A 22,829-nucleotide genomic window follows, 5' to 3' on the forward strand; every position below is an offset into this window, starting at 1 on the left:
AAATGAAATTAGGAAAAAATAAAAATAAAGCATTGAATATAATATATATCTTGTTAGGGTTAATGGTTATAATTTTTTTTGCGAGAGATGTGTTTATGTATACTATAAACGGTTTAGAGGAAGTGTTTTATCCAATTCAATCTAAAATATATTTTTTAGGAAAAAAAGCCAAAGAAAGTACTGAAAATGTTATTAATTATAAGGATTTAGTAGTTGAAAACAATAAAATGAAAAATGTTTTAGCTGAGAAATCGCTAGTTGAAGAAAAAAATATCAAACTTTTAGAAGAAAATGAAAGATTGAGAGAAATACTAGAGATGAAGGGATCTTTTAAATTCAAATTTAAAGTAGGTAAAATAAGCTTTCAACAAACTAGAGAATTATATGAAAGCTTTGCCATAAATTTAGGTGCTGAAGAAGGAATAAGGAAAAATATGCCTGTTCTATTCAACGAAGCACTGATAGGAAAGGTTGAAAGAGTATTTAAAGACTATTCAATTGTTCAAATGATAACTTTTCAAGATTCAATAGTCAGTGCAATGGCTGGCGACAATGTTTTGGGAATAATAAAAGGAAATAGAAGTGAGGAACTTATATTTGAACCGGTATCAATTTATGAAGCTCAGTTAGAAACAGGGAGCAAAGTATATACATCTGGAATCAGTGATATCTATCCTAAAGGGCTCTATATAGGTGAAGTTTCAGAGGTGAAAAAAAAATATGGAAATAATGTTGAATATATTTTAAAATTACCAGTTAATGTGATGGATATGAACGAGATAATTGTATTGACAGAGGTGGATAGATGATAAAAAATATATTAGTGTTTCTGATGATGGTTACCACTTTATTTTCAGCATCGGAAAGAATATCAAACATACAGGATATATATTCCATTGTTAAAGAAGTGACCTATTTGAATGGTGAAAAAAGAGAAAAGGTTTATAAAATTGAATATGTTTCACCTGATTATTTAAGAAAAGAGATGATTTTGCCAAATGTAAATAAAGGGGAGATATTTCAATACGAAAAAGATAAAACTAAAGTTTATATACCTTTATTTGATGAGATAACAGAAGAGAACGGTTCAGAAGATGTGAGTAATTTTTTATCAATTATTAAAGATTTAAAAAGCAAGGATTTGAAAGATAAAGAGTTTGTTAAAAATTATTATTTGAAAAAAATTAAAGAATTAAAATATAAAGACTCATATAAAATAAGATTTAAAAAATTTGAAAAAATTAATGGATTTCTTTTACCTGTTGAAATGGAGATTTTTCAAGAAAACAATAAATTAGCTGAGTTAAATCTAGAGAATATCAAAGTAAATAGTGGGCTTAAAAGAAGGGATTTAAAAAAATGAAATTTATAAAAACTAAGGGACTGGTTATAAGAAAAAGAGATATAGGGGAAGCTGATAGAATAATTACAGTTTTTTCAGAAAACTTTGGGAAAATTGATCTTTTAGTTAAGGGAATTAGAAAAAGTAAAAAAAGAGATCAAAGTTCGGTAGATTTATTGACTCTATCTAATTTTACTTTTTATAAAAAAGGTGATAGTTATATACTCAACAATATAGATTCAATTGATTTTTTTTACGATTTAAAGATGGATATTGAAAAACTTGAAATAACTTCGTATATTCTTTCTATAGTAAATGAAATAGTACTTCCTGGTGAAAGGAAAAAAGAGTTTTTTTTAAGATTGAAAAAAGGATTGAATTTTATTATAGAAAATAATAGCGATAGAAATTACTTAATGACCTTAAAAATGATGAACTGGATTATAAAAAGTGAAGGGTATCAAATAGCTATAGATGGTGAAAAATATTTTAGTATTTCAGAATCAACAATACTGGATAATTCAAATGAAAAAGTAATACCTTTGAAAAAAGAATTGTTCAATATTTTGAACTCTATTGAGAGAAATGAAAAAATATTTATGGATAGTGAAGAAGGAAAAACGAATTTAATAGAAGCAATTTTATTATATGAAAAATACTTGAATTATCATTTAGACACAAGATTAAATCTAAAGAAACATTTATTGGAGGGTACTCATGTTAAACATAGTTAAAATAACTGACTATATGTCAGAAGAGTTAGTATCACTTGATTTAAAAGCTAAAAATAAAGATGAAGCACTAAAGGAGCTATCTGATTTAATAGGCAAATCAAACAAAATTGAAGTGAAAGAGGGCATCTATAAAGCTCTTTTAGAAAGAGAAAACTTAGGAAGTACAGGTATTGGTAAAGGAGTAGCGATACCTCATGCAAAAACAGATGCAGCTCAAGGTTTAACAATTGCTTTTGGTGTCAGCAGAGATGGTATAGATTTCAAGTCTTTAGATAAAGAAAAGGTAAAAATATTTTTTGTTTTTGCTTCACCTTTTAAAGATAGTCAAGTTTATTTAAAAGTATTAGCAAGAATTTCGAGACTTATAAGGGATGAAAAATTTAGGGAAAAACTTTTAAATTGTGAAGATTCAAAAGATATACTGAATTGTATAAATAAAGAAGAAGCTTTATAGGAGAGAGTATGAGATGTCCATTTTGTAATAGTGAAGACACAAAAGTAATCGATAGTAGAGCATTTCCTGAGAATAATTCCATAAAAAGAAGAAGAGAATGTAATAGTTGTGAGAAGAGATTCACAACATATGAAAGAATAGAAGAGAATCCAATCTACGTCGTAAAAAAAAATAAAAGTAGAGAAAAGTTTAATAAAGAAAAACTTTTAAGAGGATTAGAGCGTGCTACAAATAAGAGGAATATCAGTAGAGATGATTTAGAAAAATTTATTGCAGATGTGGAAAAAGTGATACAAAACACTTTAAAAAATGAGATAACAACACAGGAGCTAGGAGAGCTTGTTCTGGAAAAGTTGAAAAGCTTAGATGAGGTAGCTTATGTACGTTTTGCTTCAGTATATAAAGAGTTTGATGATATAAAATCATTTCTTGATACAGTTGAAGATATAAAAAAGGATAAAAAATGATGAAAATATTAGTAATAAATGGACCGAATTTAAATTTTTTAGGTATAAGAGAACCAGAAGTATATGGCTCAAAAACACTGGAAAAATTAAATGAGGAAATTGAGATTTTGGGGAAAAGATTAGAAATAGAAGTAAAGTTTTATCAATCTAATCATGAGGGGCAAATAATAGATAAAATACAAGAAAGCTATAATGTAATAGACTATTTAATCATTAATCCAGGAGCATTAACTCATTATGGAATAGGAATAAGAGATGCTATTCTATCTACGGGAATAAAAACTATAGAGGTACACTTATCTAATGTTTATTCAAGAGAAGAGTTTAGACATAAATCTGTCATATCAGATATTGTTGTTGGAAAGATAACAGGATTTGGCTCAGAGAGCTATAAAATGGCTCTCCACTACTTAAATAGTTTAAAAAAATAGGAGGCAACATGAGAATTTTATTTATGGGAACGCCTGAATTTGCTGTTCCATCATTAGATAAGCTAAGAGAAAAACATGAAATTGTAGGTATATTTACGAAAGTAGATAAACCAAATACCAGAGGTGGAAAAATTAAATATACACCTGTAAAGGAGTATGGAATAAATAATAATATTCCTGTGTTTCAACCAAATTCATTAAAAATAGATGAAACTTTTGAAATAATAAAAGAATTAAATCCAGATTTGATAGTGGTTGTAGCATATGGAAAAATTATTCCAAATAATATAATAGATTTTCCGAAATATGGAATAATAAATGTTCATTCTTCTTTATTGCCAAAATTTAGAGGAGCAGCTCCAATAAATGCAGCTATAATAGCTGGAGAAAAAGAAACCGGAGTAACAATAATGGATATTGCAGAAGAATTAGATGCAGGGGACATAATACTAAAAGGAGTAACTCCTATCTATGAAGAGGATACGTTCTTAACACTTCACGATAGATTAAAAGAGATTGGGGCTCAAAAATTAATTGAGGCTGTTGATCAAATAGAGAATGGAACAGCTAAAAGAGAGGTCCAAAATCCAGAAGAAGTAACTTTTGTTAAACCATATAAAAAAAGCGATTGTATAATTGATTGGAATAAAACAGAGGAAGAGATATTTAATTTTATAAGGGGAATGAATCCTTTTCCTACTGCTTATACACATCAGAATGAAAAAATATTGAAAATATATACAGTTGAAAAAAATAAAAAAATATATGAACTAGGAGAAGTAGGAGAAGTAGTTGATTCAATAAAAGGTAAAGGATTTGTAATAAAAGTTAAAGATGGAAGTGTTATATTGACAAATATAAAGCCAGAAAACAAGAAAAACATCTCAGGTAATGATAGTATAAACGGAAATATTTTAAAAATGGGTGTGATTTTAAAATAAAAAAACAATGGGGGAGCGTTATAATGAAAAATTTAGAAAAAAAAGAGAAAATTTCCAGAAAAACAATTCAAAGACTAACAATGTATTTAAAATGTTTAGATAAATTTTCACCGGAGGATTATATTTCATCGGAGGAGATGGGAGTTTTACTTGGTGTTACAGCAGCACAAATAAGAAAAGATTTTTCAAACTTTATAGGGGATATAGATTCGTGTGTAGGAATAAGGGGTAAGGGATACAATGTAAAATGTCTTTACGAAATGATAGAAGGTATTTTAGGTATAAATAAACAAAATAATGTAATCATAGTTGGAGCTGGAAAATTAGGAAATGCGATTTTTTTGGAAGGGGATATTGAGAAACCAAGATTTAATATAGTTGGGATTTTTGATATAACTAAGAGCAGAATTGGAAAAGAGTATAAAGGAATAAAAATAAGTAGTGTGAGTGATATTCCAAGAATTGCGTTAGAACAAAAGATAGATATGGCAATAATAACAGAGAATAAATCAATAGCTCAACAAGTTACCGATATAGTTATTCAATCTGGAATTAAAGCAATATTAAATATGACACCTTTAGAAATAAAAGTTCCAAAAGATGTTGTAATAGAGCATATAGACCTAAATAGAAAGTTACAAGAATTGAATTACTGGAAAGAAAAGGCGGAATAGTAATGAAGATTTTAGATGGTAAATATGTATCTCAAAAAGTTAGAGATTCAATAAAACAAGAGATATTTGAAATAAAAGAAAAAACAGGAAAAGTTCCAGGGTTAGCAGTAATACAAGCAGGAGATAATTTAGCATCTAAAATTTATGTTAATTCAAAGATAAAACAATGTGCAGAAGTGGGGATAGAGTCAAAAAACTTTATAATGTCCGCAAGTGTTAGTGAAAAAGAACTGTTAGACAAAATAGAAGAATTAAACAATGATGACACAATAGATGGAATTTTAGTTCAATTACCTTTACCAGATCATATAGATACACCAAAGGTAATAGAGGCAATTGAAATAGGGAAAGATGTTGATGGATTTAAACCAGAAAATCTAGGAAAAGTTGTTTTAGGAGATGAGACAGCGTTAATCTCTTGTACACCGGCAGGGATATTAAGACTGTTTGAAGAGTATAATATAGATTTAGAAGGAAAAGATGTTGTGGTTATTGGAAGAAGTAATATTGTAGGGAAACCAATGACAGCACTTTTAATAAATGAAGGGGCAACAGTTACAGTTTGTAACAGTAAAACAAAAAATATTTCTGAAAAAACAAGAACAGCGGATGTAATAATAGTAGCGGTTGGAAAAGCTAATTTTTTAACGGCAGAGATGGTAAAAAAAGATTCTGTGATAATTGATGTGGGCATAAATAGGGATGAAAATAATAAAATATGTGGAGATGTAGACTATGAAAGTGTAAAGGAACAAGTGGGATTTATAACACCTGTTCCAGGGGGAGTAGGGCCTATGACAATAGCTATGCTACTTAATAACACATTAAAAGCATTTAAAAATGGAAAAAAAATATAGGGGAGAGATATTTATGGATAAAAAAGAGTATTATATAGTAGATAAAAGGATTTTACCTAATTCTATTCAAAGTGTTATAAAGGTAAATGATATAGTACAAGCAGAGAGAATCTCAAAATATGAAGCGATAAAAAGAGTTGGAATAAGTAGAAGTACATATTATAAATATAAAGATTATATAAAACCATTTTTCGAAGGTGGAAAAGAAAAAGTATTCAGTATACATTTATCTTTAGTAGACAGACCTGGAATTTTAGCAAGAGTTTTGGATATTATTGCGGGAGAAGAGATGAATATATTGACAATAGTTCAAAATATTGCAATAGATGGAATAAGCAGAGTGACTATCTCAATACAAACAACAGAAAACTTACTGAGAAAGATTGAAGAGATGTTAGAAAAGATTAGTTCTTTAAGCTCTGTAAAGGAATTAAGGGTAATAGGAAGCAATTAAGGAGGAAGAGAATGAAACTAGATTTAGAGAACATAAAGAAATTAGCAAAAAATATTAAAGAGCATAATTTATCGGAAATTACGGTTGAAATAAATGGAACAAAACTGACAATGAAAAAAGAAGATTTTAAACAGGAATTTTCTAATAATGTAAAGTATCTTGAGAAAGAGCAACTATGCACAACTAGTGAAGAGATAATTGAAGTACCAAACCAATTAGAAAAAGTTATTGAGGGAGAGAATATTGTATCCCCAATGGTAGGGACATATTATTCAGCTCCATCTCCAGACTCAGAAGATTTTGTAAAAATAGGTGATAAAATAGAAGTGGGCGATACTGTATGTATTGTTGAAGCGATGAAGATGATGAATGAAGTGAAATCGACGATTTCTGGGACAATAGTTGCTATGAAATCTGAAAATGGTAAAGTTATAAAAAAGGGAGAAACATTATTTGTGGTAAAGTAAGGGAAAGCGTAAAGCTTTCCTTTTTCGTCTATAAGAATTAGACTTAGTTGTTTTTTCTAGAGAATTATGGTAGAATATTTAAGTATATAATATAAAAATAAGGAAGGTGTATTTTAAAGTTGGACACGTATAGTGATATTATTATATTAGTTGTTTTGATTTTATTATCTGGTTTTTTCTCCGCATCGGAAACGGCGCTAACGTCTTTTAAAACAATAGATTTGGAAGATGTTGAAAAAACAAGTAAAAAGACGGCACATCTATTGAAAAAGTGGTTGAAGAGTCCGAATGAAATTTTAACAGGAATGCTTTTAGGAAATAATATAGTGAATATTTTAGCGTCATCTATAGCTACTGCTATAGCTATAAATAGGATGGGAAATTCTCCAAGAAGTTTGGCAATTGTGACTGGAGTTATGACGATTTTGATATTGATATTTGGTGAGATCACTCCTAAAATTATGGCAAAAAACAATTCGAAGTGGTTTTCTAAATTAGTTATAGGGCCAATGTATTATTTTGGATTATTGATGAAACCGATTGTAAAAATACTTATGTGGACCTCTATTTTGATTGGGAGAATTTTAGGTGTAGAGGTAAAATCAGAAAATTTGATGTTTACAGAAGAGGATTTAATATCTTTTGTGAATGTGGGAGAAGCAGAAGGGATTATTGAAGAGGAAGAAAAAGAGATGATTCATTCAATAGTTGGATTGGGAGAAACCAATGCAAAAGAAATAATGACTCCTAGAACATCGATGTTCGCTGTTGAAGGGAATAAAACATTAAATGATATTTGGATAGAAATGATTGAAGTTGGATTTTCAAGAATACCTGTATATGAAGAAACTATTGATAATATTATAGGAGTTCTTTATACAAAAGATGTATTAAACTATCTGAAAGAACATAGTACAGAAACAAAGGTTAAAGATTTGGTAAGAGAGGCTTATTTTGTTCCAGAAACTAAATCAATTATAGAGATACTTAAAGAATTTAAAAGTAAAAAAGTTCATATAGCTATTGTTTTAGATGAATATGGTGGAATTGGTGGTGTTGTAACCATTGAAGATTTACTTGAGGAGATTGTCGGAGAAATTCGAGATGAATTTGATAACGAAGAGGAAGAATCAATTAAAGAGATAGATGAGAATAGATATGAAATTGATGCGATGTTAGATATAGAAACAATAAATAAAAGTTTGAGTATTGAGTTACCAACCTCAGATGACTATGAAAGTTTGGGTGGTTTAATGATGTCAGAACTTGGAAAAATCCCTTCAATTGGAGATATTGTTGAGTTTGAAGATGTTAAATTAATAGTAGTTGAAGTTGAAAAAATGAGAGTATCTAAGGTAGAGATTGAAAAAGGAGAATAGCATGAAAAGAATTAAAGCTAGTTTTTATAGTGGCTTAATCGCAATTTTACCAATAGTTATAACTATATATATTTTTAACTGGATATTTCAAATATTTTTTACTTTATTACAGGATTCATTTGTAACAGTAGCAATAAAAAGTTTAGTTTTACAAATGGGACCGACAAAAGAACAGGATCTTTATTTTTATACAAATATTCTAATCAATATGTTGTCATTTGTGACCTTAATTTTAATGTTGATAATAATCGGAACTGCAATGAGAGTATTTTTATTTAAAAAAATAGGTGGATATTTAAATAAATTATTAATTAAGATTCCATTATTTAGTCAAATATATAGCACAATAACACAGATTATTTCACTTTTTGCATCAGATAGACAAAAGGCTTATCAAAAAGTTGTAATGATTGAGTATCCTAGAAAAGGAGTATATAGTATTGGTTTCATGACGTCAAATGGAAATCATTTAGTTGAGGAAGTGACAGGAGAAGCAATGTGCAATATTTTTATACCAACCTCTCCTAATCCAACATCTGGTATGTTTATTATTTTAAAAAAATCAGAAGTTAAAATTTTAGATATAAAAGTAGACGATGCAATAAAACTAATAATCTCAGGTGGAGTTATCTTACCGCCTAATAAAAAGGAGAGTTGAATGTGGATTTATCTTTTTTTTATGTTTATCTTAATAGGATGTAGCAGTTTAGAGAAAAGTGAGAGTTCAAATGAAAAATATTTAGTTTTAAAAGGAGCAAATTTATATTCTGTTGGGAAAAAAAGTGAAGCTTTAAAAATGTATGAGGACGCATTAAAATTAAATCCTCAGAATTTAGTTGCATTGAGAGAAAAAGGAATAATATTAGCACAGCTAGAAAATTTAAAAGCGGGAGAAAAAAATTTAGATTTGGTTTTTAAAAAAAATCCAAACGATATAATAGTTTTAAAAAATTTGGCATATATATGTTTCAAAAAAAAAGAATATTCTAAAAGTTTTGAGTATTTAGAAAAAATTCCAAACGATTTAAAAAGTGATCAAGACTATCTAATGCTTGCATATATTCAATACTTAAATAGAAATTATAAAGATTCTTTAATTAATTATAATTTAATAAAGAATGATATAATGTATAGTAATTCTTTATTTTTTGAATCATATTTAGAAGTTCTGGAAGAAGAGTATGACCAAGTAACTCAAGTAAAAATTTTACTATTAATTGAAGAAAAAATAGTATATAGTCAAAAAAATACAATAGTTTTATTCAATTTTTATAAAAATAGTTTAAAAAGATATGAATTAGCTGAAAAAGTAATGAAAAATTATTTAACACATAATAGTTTAAATAACGAAATTTTACAAAAATTATCAAATTTATATTCTGACATGGGAAAAAAAGAGGAGAGTTTAAAAACATTGAACTTGATTTTAAGATAATATAGAAGGTGACTTTTAAGGTTGCAATTAGGAGGAAATAAAAAATGGATTTAAAAAAATATGTAGCATTAGTTGAAGATTACCCAAAACCAGGGATTAAATTTAGAGATATAACACCCCTAATGGGAGATGGAGAAGCTTATAGATATGCAACAGATAAAGTTGTTGAATTTGCAAAAGAAAACCATATTGATTTAGTTGTGGGACCTGAGGCAAGAGGATTTATATTTGGATGCCCTGTATCATATGCACTAGGCGTTGGTTTTGCTCCAGTTAGAAAACCAGGGAAACTACCAAGAGAGGTTGTAGAATATGCTTATGATTTAGAATACGGATCAAATGTTTTATGTATGCATAAAGATTCAATCAAGCCAGGACAGAGGGTATTAATAGTTGATGACTTACTTGCAACTGGGGGAACTGTTGAGGCAACAGTTAAACTAATTGAAGAGTTAGGCGGAGTTGTAGCGGGATTAGCATTTTTAATTGAACTTGAAGACCTAAATGGTAGAGAAAAATTAAAAGGATATCCAGTTCTAACTTTAATGAAGTATTAATAAACTTTTAAGGCGACACTTCTGTGTCGCCTTGTTTGTATAACATTAGAGGAAAGAGGTGTGTTATGAAATATTGGCAAGAAATAGAAAGTGAAATAGAGAAACATAAATTAAAAGTTGATAAAGATAAAATAAAATTGGCTTTCTTTTTTGCAGAAGAATGCCATGTTGGACAATACAGGAAATCAGGGGACAGCTATATAATACACCCTGTTGAAGTTACTAAAATTTTAATTGATATGAAAATGGATACAGAGGGAATAATAGCAGGAATATTACATGATATAGTAGAGGATACTCTAATTACAATAGCTGATATAAAGTATAATTTTGGAGATGAAGTTGCACATCTTGTTGATGGGGTAACAAAGTTGGATAACCTACCAAATGGAACAAAAAAACAAGATGAAAATATCAGAAAAATGATAATAGCTATGGCAAAAGATGTAAGGGTAATTATTATAAAATTGGCTGATAGACTCCATAATATGAGAACATTAAAATTTATGTCTCCAGAAAAACAGCAAAGAATAGCTCGAGAAACACTTGCAATATATGCTCCATTAGCACATAGACTGGGAATAGCTAGAATAAAGTGGGAGTTAGAAGACATGTCTTTATATTATTTAGAACCTGAAAAATATAGAGATATTAAAGCACTTATTGATGAAAAAAAAGATGAAAGAAAAAAATACTTAAAAGAGATGGTAGATAATATAACTAATCTTTTAGATGAAGTTCAAATTTACGCTAAAGTGAAGGGACGATTTAAACATTTTTATAGTATTTATAAGAAAATGTTTGAAAAAGGAAAAGATTTTGATGGGATATATGATCTGATTGGGATTAGAATAATTTTAAATACAGAAGCGGAATGCTATAATACATTGGGGGTAATTCATAGTAATTATCGTCCTGTTCCTGGAAGATTTAAAGATTATATTGCAGTTCCCAAATCAAATAATTATCAATCAATTCATACAACAATAGTTGGGCCAATGGGTAAATTTGTAGAGATACAAATTAGAACTGAAGAGATGGATAGAGTTGCTGAAGAGGGGGTTGCTGCCCACTGGAGTTATAAAGAACACAAAAAAATTAGTCAAAAAGACCAAGTGTATGGTTGGTTAAGAAATATTGTGGAGCTAAATCAAGGAGCAGAAAATACAGAGGAGTTTATAAAAGAAGTCACAGGAGATATAGTAAAGGATACTGTATTTGTATTTTCTCCAAAAGGAGATGTAGTGGAGTTAGCCCAAGGAGCAACTCCGATTGATTTTGCATTTAATATACATACTGAAATAGGAATAAAGTGTGTTGGAGCTAAAGTTAACGGAAAAATAGTTCCTTTAGATTCAAAATTAAACAATGGTGATAGAGTAGAAATTATAATTTCTAAAACAGGAAAAGGTCCAGGAAATGACTGGCTAGATATAGTAGCAACTCAAAGTGCTAAGAGTAAAATAAAAAAATGGTTAAAAGATCAAAAATTAGATGAAAATATAAAAATAGGAAAAGAACTTATAGAAAAAGAGTTGTTAAAGTTAGGGGTTACTTTTAAAGAATTTGAAGAGGGACCAACTTTAAAAAAGCATCTAGAAAAACATAATATACCAACACTGAATGATTTCTATTTTCATATGGGAGAAACTAAAAGTAAGATAGATATTATCATTGGAAAATTGAAATTAGAGTTAGAAAAAAATCGTTCTATCATAGAGAATACTTTAGATGATTTTATAAAAGAGCCAGTAAAAAAGAAATCTGCTAAAAAAGATGATCAAGGAATAGTTATCGATGGAACAGAAAATACCCTAATAAGATTTGCAAGATGTTGTACTCCTCTTCCAGGAGATAATATCGGGGGCTATGTAACAAAACTAACAGGAATAGCAATTCATAGAAAAGATTGTCCAAATTATATCTCCATGGTCTTACATGATCCAGCTAGAGCTATAGATGTAAATTGGGATGAAAAAATATTGGATAAATCATTCAAAAAAAATAAGTATAAATTTACTTTTGTAGTAAAAGCCTTAGATAGACAAAATATATTGATGGATGTTGTAACGACAATATCCAATCATAAAATAAATGTAATTTCATTGAATTCACACAATATAAAAAAAGGACTAGATACTATAGCTGTAGTAAAAATTACAGTAGAATTGAATGCTAAGGAAGAATATAAGGCATTAGTAAATCATTTATTAAAAATAAAAGATATAATATCAATAGATAGATAGGAGAGGAAATGAGTAAAAAATTACCTGTAACATATGAGTTATACGAAACAAATGGAAAAGCTAGAATTGGAAAAATAACAACACCGCATGGGGAAATTGAAACACCAGTATTTATGCCTGTTGGAACTCAGGCAACAGTAAAAGGAATGACTCCAGAAGAGTTAGAAGAGATGGGGTCAGAAATTATATTAGGGAATACGTATCATTTGTATTTGAGACCAGGGGATGAGCTTGTTAGTAAATTTGGTGGACTACATAAATTCATGAACTGGAAAAAACCTATATTAACTGATAGTGGTGGATTCCAAGTATTTAGTTTAGGTGATTTAAGAAATATAAAAGAAGAGGGAGTTTATTTTAGATCTCACTTGGATGGGTCAAAACATTTTATATCACCAGAAAAATCGATTAATATTCAAAACAATTTAGGATCGGATATAGTTATGTTATTTGATGAGTGTCCACCTGGAATGTCATCAAAAGAATACTTGATTCCTTCGATTGAAAGAACTACTAGATGGGCTAAAAGATGTGTTGAAGCTCATAAAAGACCAGATGAACAAGGATTATTTGCAATAGTTCAAGGTGGAGTATATGAAGAATTAAGAGATAAAAGTTTAGCTGAATTATTTGAAATGGATGAATCTTTTTCAGGATATGCAGTTGGAGGACTAGCTGTAGGAGAACCAAGAGAGGATATGTATAGAATTCTTGACTACATAGTTGAGAAGTTACCTGAGAATAAACCAAGATATTTAATGGGTGTTGGAGAGCCTTTAGATATGTTAGAAGCTGTTGCATCTGGTATAGATATGATGGACTGTGTTCAACCAAGTAGAATAGGAAGACATGGGACTATATTTACAAAGTATGGAAGACTTGTTGTAAAAAATGCTTCTTATGCAGAGGATTCTAGACCTTTAGATGATGGATGTGACTGTTATGTATGTAGAAACTACAGCAGAGGGTATATAAGACATCTCTTTAAAGCACAGGAGATTTTAGGTGGTAGACTTGCAACATACCATAACCTATATTTTCTTCTAAAACTTATGAAAGATTCAAGAAAAGCAATAAAAGAACAAAGATTCCTAGAATTTAAATCTGAATTTGAAAAAAATTATTTAATGGGAAAAACTAGTGAATGGATAAAACCACAAAGGTTTGAAAAATAAATAAATAACCGCAGAAAATTAATTTAACTTTCTGCGGTACTTTTTATATTTTAGTAAATTTAAGTTTAAACTCTTCTTCTGAACGAACAAATAACATCTCTTCTCCATTTTTATCTAAAATTTTGTCAGAAAAAACTTTGTAAAGATACATATTTTGTCCATCTTGCTCATTTGTACAGTTTAAAATATGGTGATTTATAACTTGGTATAATTTTCCATTTTTATTGTTTTTCCAAAGATTATTTTCCATCTATCCTCCTAAATAGAAACTTCTCCACAAAGAGAGTTTTCCATATATTTTTTAATGCACTCTTTAGATAAGTTTTTGCCAAGGAGATACATAAGTTTAGTTATAGCTGCTTCAGGTGTCATATCTCCACCACTGATTACCCCTAAGCTTTTTAAAGCACTACTAGCCTCATATAAACCCATTTTTACAGCTCCAGTGCCACATTGAGTAACATTTATAACGGCCACGTCCTTACTCATGATATCTTTAAGAGTATCTAAAAAAACTTCAGAAGTAGGAGCATTACCATTTCCATATGTTTTTAAAATAATTCCTTTTATCTCGGGATGAGCATCTACAATTGTTTTTATATAGACAGGATTAAATCCAGGGAATATTTCTATAATGATAACATTGTTATTGATTGTAGAATCCACATAAAATTCATCTTTTGGCATATCTAAAACTTTTTTATCGTGAATTTTAATTTCACACCCAATTTCACCAAGAGCTCTATAGTTTGGAGAAGAAAATCCAAAATAATTTGTTGCATCAATTTTTCTAGCACGATTTCCTCTTAAAAGCTCATCTCTAAAGCAGATGGTAACTTCTGGAATATTTTTAACCCCATAAATTCTATTTCCAGCTATTTGAATTGATGTGATAAGATTTTGAAGAGCATCACTTCTGGGTGTAATTAAAGGAACTTGAGAGCCTGTTATAACAACAGGTTTATCCAAATTTTTTAACATAAATGAAAGAGCAGATGCAGTGAAAGCCATAGTATCTGTTCCGTGTAGAATAACAAACCCTCTATATGTATAATAGTTTTTCTCTATAATCTTTGTAACCTCAATCCAAAGATCAGGATTCATGTCAGAAGAGTCAATAAGAGTTGGTATTTGGCAATAATCTGTAGGAAATCTTTCCAAAATAGGATGATTTTTAGCAACTTCAAACCAATTTTTGGCTGGTCTTAAAGGACTATTTAAATCATTTTCGTCACTATTGACCATACCAATTGTTCCACCAGTATTTATGATTAATATTTTTTCAAGCATTACAAACCCCCTTGTAAAATGAATCCCCTAGTTACCTAGGGGATTCTTGTTTTTTTAGATATCTTTTAAGAAGATATTTTGAGTTCTATCAGGACCAACTGAAACAACAGTTATTTGGCAACCTAAGTACTCTTCAACTCTAGCAAGATATTTTTTACAGTTTTCAGGTAAATCATCATAATTTTTCATTTGAGAGATATCTTCCGTCCAACCAGGTAACTCTTCATATACAGGAGTAGCGAAAGCTAATTTTTCAGTAGCTGCAGGAACAGTAGTATGTACTTTTCCATCAATTTCATATCCAGTACAAATTTGAAGAGTATCTAAACCACTTAAAACATCAATCTTAGTTATAACAACATCAGTTAAACCATTGATATCTACAGCATATTTACCAACAACTAGATCTAACCAACCACATCTTCTAGGTCTTCCAGTAGTAGCACCAAACTCTCCACCAACTTGTCTAATCTTTTCTCCTAACTCGTTGTTTAATTCAGTAACAAAAGGACCTTCTCCAACTCTTGTTGTGTAAGCTTTCATAACTCCTATTATTTTATCAATTTTTCTAGGTGAAACTCCAGCTCCAGTAGTAACTCCTCCACTTGTAGGAGATGAAGAAGTAACATATGGATATGTTCCATAGTTAATATCAAGCATCATAGCTTGAGCCCCTTCAAATAGAACGAACTTATCGTCATCTAAAGCTTTATTAATTTCAGGAGTAGCATCAATAATTCTATGTTTTAATCTTTCAGCATAACCTTTATAATCTTCAAAAATATCTTCAAAAATCATAACAGGAGCATTGTATATTTTTGTGAAAAGCTCATTTTTTTCTTCTAAATTGATTTTTAATTTTTTAGCAAATAGTTCCATATCTAAAAGTTCAACAGCTCTAATTCCAACTCTAGAGAATTTATCAGAATAACATGGTCCGATACCTCTTTTTGTAGTACCAATTTTATTATCTCCACTTCTCTCTTCTTTTAAAATATCTAATTGAATATGGTAAGGCATAATAAGATGTGCTCTATCACTTATAAATAGGTGATCAACCTTAGCTCCTTTAGCTTCTAATGTATCTAATTCTTGTAAAAGAACTTTAGGATCTACAACAACACCAGGTCCGATTATACATTTTCCTTGTCCATGAAGCATTCCAGATGGTAATAGATGAAGAATAAATTTTTCTCCGTTTACTACAACTGTATGTCCAGCATTATTTCCACCTTGGAATCTAACAACATAGTCAGCTCTATGTCCAAGTACATCTATAATTTTTCCTTTTCCTTCGTCTCCCCATTGAGTTCCAACTACAACATATCCTGCCATTTAAATACCTCCATGTATTATTTGATTTTTTTTATTTCAATGTAATTGATATTTTTATTATGTTTACAAATAAATAGGTCCTCAAACTCAGTTCTGATATTATCAGCAGCTTTTGGGCTATTATGTAAATCATGAGTATGATATATAACTTCATAGTTATCCAAATTTTTAGCGAAATCTAAAACATCACTATAGTACTGATCATGATCAGTTTTAAAAAATAATGTTCCCTCAATTTTCATTATAACATCAAGAAGTTCAAAAAGCTGTGGTTGAAGAATTCTATTCTTTTCATTTCCTTCCCAAGGATCAGGGAAATTGATGTAAAGACCTTCGATTTCACTATTATCAATGAATTGAGTGATATCCTCTCCACGTCTTCTAAGAAAAACAACATTGTTTAATTCTCTTTTAATAGCTTTGTTTGCGGATAAAACAAGCCTTTTAAATCTAATTTCAAGAGCTAGATGGTTTCTTTCAGGATACTTTTCTGCCATTCCAATAGCAAAATTACCACTTCCAGAACCTATCTCAAGATAAACGGGATTACTGTTACCAAAAGCTTTTTCGTTCCACTGTCCTTTGTACGAATCCATAATTTCACTATCATAAATAATGTGATTAGGATAATCAACTAATTTAACCATATATGGGTTGTAGTTAATTCTAGGATTTGCAAAGAAGTGTCTCCAAAGAGTATCTTCTAATCTTTCTTTCATTATTCCTCCATAAGTTTAACAATTTTTTCAACAGAATTTTTATTATTTTTAAAAAATTCATATATTTTATCTTTAGAAGCTGGATGAGTTTCTAAAGAGTTGATAGCATTTAAAAATTCAGATTCATCAGATATTTTATATCCTAAATTTAGGTTCAAAATATCATTAGATATATCTTTTATATTTTGTAGATAAGGTCCAAAAATAGGTGTTTTCCCGTAAAAAAGAGGTTCTAGTAGGCTATGACCACCAATGTTTACAAGGGTCCCGCCGACAAAAGCAATATCACAGATCGAATATAACTTTCTAAGGATTCCTATTTTATCTACAATAATAACATCCACCTCATTTTTTAATGAGATTTTTTCAATATTAGAAAACTTTTCAAAAGTTAATTCAGAAGAAAGTACAAGGTTTTCAATATCCGCCACACGCTCTAAATGACGTGGAACAATAATTAATAGAGTTGAAGTTAATTTTTTAAAAACATCAATAATTATTTGATCTTCACCTTCACGAGTACTTCCAGCAACAAAAACTTTACGATTATTTAATAAAATTTGATTTTTTAAAGAGTTTTTTTCTAAATTAGAAAATTCTTCGAAAGAGATATCAAATTTTAGATTTCCTGTGATAAAAACATTCTCTTTTTTAGCTCCTAAAGAGATAATTCGTTCCTGATCAATTTGAGATTGCATACAAAAATTAGATATATTTTTAAACAGAGGTTTTAAAACCCAAGTTAATTTTTTGTATCGTGGATAACTTTTGTTTGAAATTCTACCATTGACAAGAAGAACTTTTCCTTTTTTAGAAACTTGAGATATAAGGTTTGGCCAAATTTCAGTTTCTATGAGCACAAGATAAGAGACATCAATAATAGTTAGTATTTTTTTAATAATAAAGATATCATCCAAAGGAAATCTAAGTACAGTTATCTGCGAATCTTTTGAATATTTATTCTGTGCCACTTCAAAACCGGTATCAGTGAAAACAGTAATCAATATGTTTTCTCTATAGGTTGCTTTTATTCTTTTAATTAAAGCGTCAGAAAGATTTATTTCACCAACAGATGAGCAGTGAATCCAAATATATTTTTCTCCCCTTTTTAAACAAGAAAAATTTTGAAAGAACCTTTTAAAAACAAAAATAAATTTCTTAGGCATAAAGATTAAAGAAATAAATAAAAATGGATATATAAATGCTCGTAGCAAATTATAAAACATTGATTAGCCTCCGATATTTCCCTTTATTAAATCAGAGATAGCTTTAGAACTTTCTTGAATAGTTAAAAAACTAGTATCTACCTCGATAGCATCTTCAGCTTTTTTTAAAGGACTCTCTTTTCTAGTGGAATCAATATGATCCCTTTCTAATATTCCTTTTAAAACAGTATTGAAATCTTCATTGATACCTTTTGATAGGTAGTCATTTACTCTTCTTTTAGCTCTTTCTTCAGCAGATGCGATTAAAAAAACTTTTAAGTCAGCATTTGGAAAAACAACAGTACCGATATCTCTTCCGTCTAAAATAACGTTCTTCCCTTTACTGATCTCTCTTTGAAGATCAACGAGTTTAACTCTAACAGCTTTTACAGCAGAAACAGGAGAAACAATATTTGTAACTTCTGGAGTTCTTATCTTTAAAGAAACATCTTCGCCATTTAAAAAGAAGGCATCTCCAATTATATCCATATTAATATTATTTAAAACATTTTCAACAGAGAGTTCATCGGTGTAATCTATAGAGTTTTCAAGAACATAAAGAGCAACCATTCTATACATAGCTCCAGTGTCTAAATATGTAAGGTCAAACTCTTTAGCGATAAGTTTAGCAATAGTGCTTTTTCCACTCCCAGCAGGGCCATCTAAGGCGACTATATAATTTTTCATAAGAATCCTCCGTTACGCTTTAATAAGAAGAGCTCTCCACTCTTTATCTCTTTTTATTTCAAGTATTTCCAGTCCTTTTTCTTCGACTTGCTTTACAATTTCTGGAAGCTTTTCATCGATTATACCAGAAAAAATAATAAGTCCATCTTTTTTAACAACTTTAAAAATATCTTTAAGAAGTAAAAGAATAACGTCGGCTAAGATATTAGCAACAACAACATCAAAGTGTTTATCCTTTACAATAGAGATTAAGTCGCCTAGGTGAACTTGTGCGATATCGTTTGATATATGGTTTAACACTAAATTTTCTTTAGTGGAATCAATAGCAAGTTCATCAATATCAGTTCCATATATTTCAGAAGCACCAAGTTTTTCAGCGGCAATCATAAGAATCCCTGAACCAGTTCCAACATCAATAACAGAATTACCCTGTTTAATATTATCTTCCATCAATTTTAGACAAAGAGATGTAGTTGGATGAGAACCAGTTCCAAAAGCTCTTCCTGGATCAAGTTCAATTACTAATTCTCCTTCAGTTGCTTCATATTCTCTCCAAGTAGGCTTAACTACAAATCTATCACTCACTTTTTCAGGATACAAGTATTTTTTCCAACTATTCTGATAATCTTCCTCTTCATACTCATAAAAATCAATTGAAAAAATAACATCATCTCTATCATTAAATCTTTCATCAAAAGTATTTTTTATCATATCATTTCTTCTTTGAGAATAAGGATTCATTGGAAAATATGCTGACACAGCATGGTCTACCATTAAAAATTTCTTTTCATCTTTATAAAAATCTAAAGGATTTTTAAATTTTAAAGGTTCATCTAGCTTTAAACCAGTTGCTCCAAAATTATAAAATATATCTGAAATCTCTTTCTGAGTTTCTTCAATATTATCACTATCAAATATAACTTTTATTTCAATAACTTTCATCATAACCTACCTAATTAAAAGATTCCTAACTCTATAAGAGAAAGGTTAATTCTATCTATTTTTATGCATTCACCGGTTTCATTATCAATCTCAATATCCAAACCATTAAGTCTTTCTTTTCCTTCAGCGACATCAAACTTTTGAGGGAGAGAAGTTAAAAATTTAGGGATTATGGACTCTTTTTTCATACCAATTATGCCTGAGTCTGAACCAGTCATTCCCACATCACTTATATAACCTGTTCCATCTAGTAAAATTTTATTATCAGCTGTTTGAACATGTGTGTGTGTGCCGTAAACAACAGAAACCTTTCCATCTAAAAAGTTAGCTAGAGCTAATTTTTCTGAAGTTGCTTCGGCATGAAAATCAATTATAATATGCTTACATTCTTTTCTAATCTCTTCCACCAGTTTATTCACAGTAGTAAATGGACAGTCTATAGGTGGCATAAAAACTCTTCCTTGAAGAGATATAACTGCAATTTTATTACCCTTTTTATCTTTTAAAATTGTATATCCTGTGCCCGGAACCCCTTTAGGATAATTGTATGGACGTAGGACTTTATTTGATCTATCTAAGTAGTCATAAATTTCTTTTTTATCCCAGATATGGTTACCACTTGTAATAACATCTGCACCCCAATCTAAGATTTCATCGCACAGTTTTCCAGTGATTCCAAATCCAGCAGCCGCGTTTTCCCCGTTAACAATTATAAAATCATATTGAGACTTATTTTTATCTAAAAAAGCCTTTAAAGTTTGTCTTCCAGGGTTTCCAACAACGTCACCGATAACTAAAACTTTCATTCTTTACCTCATTTCTATTATTTGTATTACCAGTGAATATTATAACATTTTTCACTAAAAATTAAAACTTAAAAAATAATATTAAAAAAACTAATTTCAAGTTGACATTTACACTAAAAAGGTATATTATAAGTTAACAATATAAAGAGGATTAGGAGTGAAGTGCTATGCTAACTAGAGAAGAATTTTTAAAAAAAATTGAGAAAACTGAAGAGGAATTAAAAGAAAAAGGATTTGAACTTATGTTTATCGGTGAAGTTGGTTATGGAGACGATGAAGATGACGGTTGGGATGTAGTTTATATAGATCCGAATAGATGTGTAGAGGTTGGGATGGGTTGTAAATGTGCTGTTGGAGGAACTCTTCACGATAAATTATAGAAATTACAAGCAGAGGTTGAACCTTTGCTTTTTTTTTTACAATTTTATTTTTTAGTTAATGGAAATATGTTATAATTCCATTATAATCATTTTAATGAGGAGTGAAAATGAAAAATAGTGGTATTGTAAAAGATAAAAAAGGAAATAAAATAACAATTTCAATGTATAAAGAGAGTGCATGTTCTCATTGTAATAAATGTAATGAGAGTGCAAAGATTACAAATAACTTTACATTGATATCTGATAGAAAAGATATTGAAATAGGAGATATTGTAACATTTGAAATGGAGGATAAGCAAGTTTTTAAAGCAGCGTTAATAGTTTATATTTTGCCATTAATAGCAATGTTTATTGGGTATTTTTTAGGAGATAAAAATGGATTTACAGAGGGACAAAATATAGGGATGTCATTTTTATTTTTAGTATTATCATTTTTAGGAATTTTTGTTTATGATAAAAAAGTTGTAAAAAATAGAATGGAAAAATCAGTAAAAATAATTGCGCTAGAAAAAAAGGAGAGGTAATAAATATGTTCAAAAAGGCAGGGATAATTTTTTTTATACTTTTTAAAATTTCATTGTCAGAGTTATTACAAGTAGATTATTCTAAAATTTTAAACAAAAATGGAAAAATTTTCGTCAAAGGATTAACTACTCCTTTGACAGGAATGGTAAAATATAGAAAAGATAGGGAGTTTTATAAAAATGGAATAGCAGAAGGGAAGTGGTTATCTTTTTATTTGAATGGAAAAATTAAATCAATTGAAAATTGGGAAAATGGACAGTTAAATGGTAAGTATATATTATATAATGAAGAAGGATATAGAATATTTCAAACATATTATTTAAAAGGAAAGGATCATGGACTTTTTAAATTATACCATGAGAATGGAACTCCTCATATAGTAGGAAGTTTTTACAATGGTCAAGCCACAGGAATTTGGAACTATTATAATGAAAAAGGAACCCTTACGGGGAAGCTGAATTATAATAAGCAACAACATTTTGATCAATCAAATCAGTGAGGAGAAACATATGAAAATAAAGCTGAATAAATACTTCAATAGCTCTGTTTTGGTAAATCCAGATAAAGCAAAAATATTTTGTGATAAACTAAAAGAGGTATTAAAAAAAGAGGAAGAAGTTGTTTTAGATTTTACGGGGATAAAAGTAACTACACTAGTTTTTTTATTTGTACTATTTACTAATTTGTGGAATGAATATGGGAAAGAATTAAATAATAAATTAATGATAAAAAATGCATCTGAAAATTTTTTTAATCAGTTATTATATTTGAAGAAAAATTATAAGAGTTTAAAAGAAAAGTACCTCGGAGTTCACAGTAATTTTGAAATAGCCTATATAGGATAATTGTTGACAAAATTACTAAAAAATGTTAACATAGGGCATAAAAGAAATTATATAATAAAGGGGTGCAATCACATGTTTTTTGAAGAAATACAAAATGAGATTTATGATAGTACTTTTGATGCAGTGTATTATGCATTATTAGAAGAATATAAAGAGGGTAGATTAACAATAGAGGCGTTGACTACTAATATAGAGGAGCAACAGCAAATATTACTTAATGGATTATTTGAAGGGGAAACGAAGTTTGCATATGCTAATGCAACTGTAGATGCCCACCAATATGCCTTTGCTATGATAAAAAAAGAATTAGTATAATACAAAAAGGAAGGAGTGGATATTATCCACTCCTTCCTTTTTGTAAACATTGTTGCGTTTTCGCGGTAAAAAACGGAACAGAACAAAAAAGGAAAATGTACCAAAAAAAAACTTGACATAATAGTGTTCTTATTATATACTAATGTTGAGACCGAATTTGATTGAAT

General features: G+C 29.2%; 30 protein-coding genes. 22 read left to right on the top strand and 8 right to left on the bottom strand.

The genetic code is table 11. From position 1 onward, the window contains the following. The first annotated feature begins 2 nt into the window (after positions 1-2). From mreC to tgt, 17 genes are all read left to right on the top strand, one after another. Positions 3-809 carry a rod shape-determining protein MreC gene (gene mreC, locus Q0V67_RS01735; protein ID WP_297596433.1) on the top strand — a complete coding sequence of 269 codons (807 nt, stop codon included), beginning with the start codon at positions 3-5 and terminating at the stop codon, positions 807-809. Next, on the top strand, positions 806-1,363 hold the full coding sequence (locus Q0V67_RS01740) for a hypothetical protein (RefSeq protein ID WP_297596435.1): 558 nt from the start codon (positions 806-808) through the stop codon (positions 1,361-1,363). The genes mreC and Q0V67_RS01740 overlap by 4 nt, the downstream gene beginning before the upstream one ends. Beyond that, positions 1,360-2,076: a DNA repair protein RecO gene (gene recO / locus Q0V67_RS01745; RefSeq protein ID WP_297596439.1), complete on the top strand. Its 717-nt coding sequence runs from the start codon at positions 1,360-1,362 to the stop codon at positions 2,074-2,076. Before Q0V67_RS01740 ends, recO begins: the two co-directional genes overlap by 4 nt. Then, positions 2,060-2,530 carry a PTS sugar transporter subunit IIA gene (locus Q0V67_RS01750; protein WP_297596442.1) on the top strand — a complete coding sequence of 157 codons (471 nt, stop codon included), beginning with the start codon at positions 2,060-2,062 and terminating at the stop codon, positions 2,528-2,530. Before recO ends, Q0V67_RS01750 begins: the two co-directional genes overlap by 17 nt. A gap of 8 nt (positions 2,531-2,538) precedes the next feature. Next, the gene (gene nrdR / locus Q0V67_RS01755) at positions 2,539-2,997 is read left to right on the top strand and encodes a transcriptional regulator NrdR (RefSeq protein ID WP_297596444.1); all 459 of its coding nucleotides are present in this window, start codon (positions 2,539-2,541) and stop codon (positions 2,995-2,997) included. Beyond that, entirely contained in the window at positions 2,994-3,428 is a 435-nt protein-coding gene (gene aroQ, locus Q0V67_RS01760) for a type II 3-dehydroquinate dehydratase (RefSeq protein WP_297596446.1), read from the top strand. The genes nrdR and aroQ overlap by 4 nt, the downstream gene beginning before the upstream one ends. Before the next feature lie 8 nt (positions 3,429-3,436). After that, a complete protein-coding gene (fmt, locus tag Q0V67_RS01765; RefSeq protein WP_297596448.1) occupies positions 3,437-4,369 on the top strand; it encodes a methionyl-tRNA formyltransferase in 933 nt (310 codons plus the stop codon). Between the two features lie 23 nt (positions 4,370-4,392). Further along, positions 4,393-5,043 (top strand): redox-sensing transcriptional repressor Rex, encoded by a 651-nt coding sequence (locus Q0V67_RS01770; RefSeq protein WP_297596450.1) that lies wholly within the window; start codon positions 4,393-4,395, stop codon positions 5,041-5,043. 2 nt (positions 5,044-5,045) lie between these two features. Further along, a complete protein-coding gene (gene folD / locus Q0V67_RS01775) occupies positions 5,046-5,900 on the top strand; it encodes a bifunctional methylenetetrahydrofolate dehydrogenase/methenyltetrahydrofolate cyclohydrolase FolD (RefSeq protein WP_297596452.1) in 855 nt (284 codons plus the stop codon). A 13-nt stretch (positions 5,901-5,913) separates the two neighbouring features. Continuing rightward, a complete protein-coding gene (locus Q0V67_RS01780; protein WP_297596454.1) occupies positions 5,914-6,354 on the top strand; it encodes an ACT domain-containing protein in 441 nt (146 codons plus the stop codon). Positions 6,355-6,365: 11 nt separating this feature from the next. Next, on the top strand, positions 6,366-6,821 hold the full coding sequence (locus tag Q0V67_RS01785) for a biotin/lipoyl-containing protein (RefSeq protein WP_297596455.1): 456 nt from the start codon (positions 6,366-6,368) through the stop codon (positions 6,819-6,821). Positions 6,822-6,940: 119 nt separating this feature from the next. Next, positions 6,941-8,200: a hemolysin family protein gene (locus tag Q0V67_RS01790; protein ID WP_297596457.1), complete on the top strand. Its 1,260-nt coding sequence runs from the start codon at positions 6,941-6,943 to the stop codon at positions 8,198-8,200. A gap of 1 nt (position 8,201) precedes the next feature. Next, complete coding sequence (locus tag Q0V67_RS01795; protein ID WP_297596458.1) at positions 8,202-8,858, top strand: DUF502 domain-containing protein; 657 nt, start codon at positions 8,202-8,204, stop codon at positions 8,856-8,858. Then, positions 8,859-9,635 (top strand): hypothetical protein, encoded by a 777-nt coding sequence (locus Q0V67_RS01800; protein WP_297596460.1) that lies wholly within the window; start codon positions 8,859-8,861, stop codon positions 9,633-9,635. Between the two features lie 44 nt (positions 9,636-9,679). Beyond that, the gene (locus Q0V67_RS01805) at positions 9,680-10,192 is read left to right on the top strand and encodes an adenine phosphoribosyltransferase (protein ID WP_297596462.1); all 513 of its coding nucleotides are present in this window, start codon (positions 9,680-9,682) and stop codon (positions 10,190-10,192) included. Between the two features lie 65 nt (positions 10,193-10,257). Further along, positions 10,258-12,438: a bifunctional (p)ppGpp synthetase/guanosine-3',5'-bis(diphosphate) 3'-pyrophosphohydrolase gene (locus Q0V67_RS01810; protein ID WP_297596464.1), complete on the top strand. Its 2,181-nt coding sequence runs from the start codon at positions 10,258-10,260 to the stop codon at positions 12,436-12,438. 8 nt (positions 12,439-12,446) lie between these two features. Continuing rightward, positions 12,447-13,613, top strand: a complete 1,167-nt coding sequence (tgt, locus tag Q0V67_RS01815; RefSeq protein ID WP_297596466.1) for a tRNA guanosine(34) transglycosylase Tgt — start codon at positions 12,447-12,449, stop codon at positions 13,611-13,613. A gap of 43 nt (positions 13,614-13,656) precedes the next feature. Here tgt and Q0V67_RS01820 read toward each other — a convergent pair whose 3' ends face one another. From Q0V67_RS01820 to Q0V67_RS01855, 8 genes are read right to left on the bottom strand one after another with little or no spacing between them, the layout of a single operon-like run. Further along, entirely contained in the window at positions 13,657-13,863 is a 207-nt protein-coding gene (locus Q0V67_RS01820; protein WP_297596468.1) for a hypothetical protein, read from the bottom strand. Positions 13,864-13,871: 8 nt separating this feature from the next. Beyond that, entirely contained in the window at positions 13,872-14,903 is a 1,032-nt protein-coding gene (locus Q0V67_RS01825) for an asparaginase (protein WP_297596470.1), read from the bottom strand. A 54-nt stretch (positions 14,904-14,957) separates the two neighbouring features. After that, entirely contained in the window at positions 14,958-16,238 is a 1,281-nt protein-coding gene (locus Q0V67_RS01830; protein ID WP_297596472.1) for an adenylosuccinate synthase, read from the bottom strand. A 17-nt stretch (positions 16,239-16,255) separates the two neighbouring features. After that, on the bottom strand, positions 16,256-16,957 hold the full coding sequence (gene trmB, locus Q0V67_RS01835) for a tRNA (guanosine(46)-N7)-methyltransferase TrmB (protein ID WP_297596474.1): 702 nt from the start codon (positions 16,955-16,957) through the stop codon (positions 16,256-16,258). Further along, entirely contained in the window at positions 16,957-18,183 is a 1,227-nt protein-coding gene (locus tag Q0V67_RS01840) for a 3-deoxy-D-manno-octulosonic acid transferase (protein ID WP_297596476.1), read from the bottom strand. The genes trmB and Q0V67_RS01840 overlap by 1 nt, the downstream gene beginning before the upstream one ends. 3 nt (positions 18,184-18,186) lie before the next feature. Further along, complete coding sequence (cmk, locus tag Q0V67_RS01845; RefSeq protein ID WP_297596477.1) at positions 18,187-18,849, bottom strand: (d)CMP kinase; 663 nt, start codon at positions 18,847-18,849, stop codon at positions 18,187-18,189. A gap of 12 nt (positions 18,850-18,861) precedes the next feature. Beyond that, positions 18,862-19,791 (bottom strand): 50S ribosomal protein L11 methyltransferase, encoded by a 930-nt coding sequence (gene prmA / locus Q0V67_RS01850; protein ID WP_297596478.1) that lies wholly within the window; start codon positions 19,789-19,791, stop codon positions 18,862-18,864. Positions 19,792-19,805: 14 nt separating this feature from the next. After that, positions 19,806-20,597: a TIGR00282 family metallophosphoesterase gene (locus Q0V67_RS01855; RefSeq protein WP_297596479.1), complete on the bottom strand. Its 792-nt coding sequence runs from the start codon at positions 20,595-20,597 to the stop codon at positions 19,806-19,808. A 167-nt stretch (positions 20,598-20,764) separates the two neighbouring features. Between Q0V67_RS01855 and Q0V67_RS01860 the strand changes: the two genes are divergently transcribed. The 5 genes from Q0V67_RS01860 to Q0V67_RS01880 all read left to right on the top strand — a co-directional run bounded on the left by Q0V67_RS01860 (position 20,765) and on the right by Q0V67_RS01880 (position 22,662). After that, positions 20,765-20,977 (top strand): hypothetical protein, encoded by a 213-nt coding sequence (locus tag Q0V67_RS01860; RefSeq protein WP_297596480.1) that lies wholly within the window; start codon positions 20,765-20,767, stop codon positions 20,975-20,977. Positions 20,978-21,084: 107 nt separating this feature from the next. Continuing rightward, positions 21,085-21,501 carry a SoxR reducing system RseC family protein gene (locus Q0V67_RS01865; RefSeq protein ID WP_297596481.1) on the top strand — a complete coding sequence of 139 codons (417 nt, stop codon included), beginning with the start codon at positions 21,085-21,087 and terminating at the stop codon, positions 21,499-21,501. A gap of 5 nt (positions 21,502-21,506) precedes the next feature. After that, positions 21,507-22,001, top strand: a complete 495-nt coding sequence (locus tag Q0V67_RS01870) for a toxin-antitoxin system YwqK family antitoxin (protein WP_297596483.1) — start codon at positions 21,507-21,509, stop codon at positions 21,999-22,001. A 10-nt stretch (positions 22,002-22,011) separates the two neighbouring features. Then, entirely contained in the window at positions 22,012-22,347 is a 336-nt protein-coding gene (locus tag Q0V67_RS01875) for an STAS-like domain-containing protein (protein ID WP_297596484.1), read from the top strand. A gap of 72 nt (positions 22,348-22,419) precedes the next feature. After that, entirely contained in the window at positions 22,420-22,662 is a 243-nt protein-coding gene (locus Q0V67_RS01880; RefSeq protein ID WP_297596524.1) for a hypothetical protein, read from the top strand. The last annotated feature ends 167 nt before the right edge of the window (positions 22,663-22,829 follow it).

Source organism: uncultured Cetobacterium sp., from assembly GCF_947072685.1.
GTDB lineage: Bacteria > Fusobacteriota > Fusobacteriia > Fusobacteriales > Fusobacteriaceae > Cetobacterium_A.